This is a genomic window from Pseudoxanthomonas sp. GW2 (assembly GCF_000283075.1).
Classification (GTDB): domain Bacteria; phylum Pseudomonadota; class Gammaproteobacteria; order Xanthomonadales; family Xanthomonadaceae; genus Pseudoxanthomonas.
In genome coordinates this window covers 1-1,672 of record NZ_ALIP01000065.1, presented here as the reverse complement: position 1 = coordinate 1,672, position 1,672 = coordinate 1, and the positions used below count along the sequence as shown (strand labels likewise).

At 73.3% G+C, this 1,672-nt stretch carries 2 protein-coding genes; both read left to right on the top strand.

Annotated features, from left to right (window positions below; genetic code table 11):
- A partial coding sequence (locus tag B351_RS17950; RefSeq protein WP_232207888.1) for a hypothetical protein occupies positions 1-208 on the top strand: 208 nt, incomplete at its 5' end.
- A gap of 3 nt (positions 209-211) precedes the next feature.
- Positions 212-1,630, top strand: coding sequence for a cellulose synthase subunit BcsC-related outer membrane protein (locus B351_RS0104695; RefSeq protein ID WP_019397894.1), 1,419 nt, complete (start codon positions 212-214; stop codon positions 1,628-1,630).
- The last annotated feature ends 42 nt before the right edge of the window (positions 1,631-1,672 follow it).

Here is a 1,672-nt window from a genome sequence, read left to right as displayed (position 1 = left end):
GCTGGACGAGCTGCGCGAACTGCAGGGCCAGAACAGCAGCCAGCTGGGCGTGGCCGCGGCCTACCGCAGCCGCGACGGCGAGGCCGGCCTGGGCCGGCTGGACGACCTGCAGGTGCCGCTGCAGGGCCGCTTCGCCGTGGGCGAGGGCAAGCTGCAGGTGGCGGTCACCCCGACCATCCTCGACGCCGGCAGCATGGATGCCGGGTAGGGGGTGGCCAGCCGCTTCGGCGGCGGCCCGCAGGCGGCGCTGGCCGGGGCCCTGGCCGCCGACCGCGAGCCGGTGGACAAGCTGGTCGGCTCCAGCCTGTACCAGCTGCTGCTGACCCGCGGCGACACCAACGCCACCCGCAACCTGATCTACGACACCGCGCTGGCCAGCGGCCGCTACCAGGAGCTGTACAACCAGACCGACGGCGCCCTGACCGCGGCCGAGCGCCGCGCCGCGGCGCTGCAGGCGCTGTACCAGGATCCGCTGCCGGCCTACGTGCTCTCGCGCGACCTGGGCAACCTGCCGATCGGCGACATCGCCGCGCAGATCCTCGGCAACGCCACCCTGGCGCGCGGCCTCACCGCCGAGCAGCAGGCGCAGCTGCAGGGGCTGGCGCGCGGTTCCAGCGCGACCCAGACCCCGCTGGCGTTCCAGGACACGCTGTACGCGATGGTCGCCAACGCCGCCAGCGCGCGCCCGGTGGGCGCCCAGGACGCCAGCGGCGCGGGCGTGGCGGTCGCCTACGAACACGGCGGCCTGCGCCTGGACATCGGCAGCACGCCGCTGGGCTTCCGCCAGTCGCAGGTGGTTGGCGGCGTGGCGTACCGCGGCCAGGCCGGCGAGACCGTGAGCTGGGGCGTGGAGGCCTCGCGCCGGCCGCTGACCGACAGCCTGCTGTCCTTCGCCGGCGTGGAGGATCCGCGCACCGGCATGCAGTGGGGCGGAGTGACCGCCACCGGCGCCAAGGTCGAGGCGACCATGGACAACGGCCTGCTGGGCACCTATGGCAATTTCGCCTGGCACCGGCTGGAAGGCGAGAACGTGGCCGGCAACGACCGCCAGGAGGCCAGCGTGGGCGTTTACGTGCACGCGCTGGAGACCGACAACCAGTCGCTGACCGCCGGCCTCAACCTCACCGCCATGCGCCACGACCGCAACCTCAGCGGCTTCACCTACGGCCACGGCGGCTACTTCAGCCCGCAGTCGTACTTCGACCTCGGCTTCCCGGCGCACTGGACGGGGCGCAGCGCCAGCCAGCGCCTGGCCTGGCAGGTGGACGCCAGCGTCGGCGTGCAGCACTTCCGGGTCGATCCGGCACCGTACTTCCCGGACGATCCGCAGCTGCAGGCCGCCGCCTACGAGGCCGCCTCGCTGGCCGCGCTGCTGGGCCTGACCCCGCAGTACATCGAGCCGGTGTACGCGGGCCAGAGCAAGACCGGGGTGTCCTACAACCTCAGCGCGGCGGCGGAATGGCAGCTGTCGCGGCAGCTGTTCCTGGGCGGACGCATGGACCTCAACAACGCCCGCGACTACCAGCAGTTCGGCACCAACCTGTACCTGCGCTTCCTGCTGGACCGCTACGGCGGTTCGCTCGGGCGCCAGCCGCAGCCGCTGCGTTCGCCCTACGCGACCGGCGAATAAGAAAGACCCCGGGGCCGGCCGCCACGGATGGCGGCGGGCACG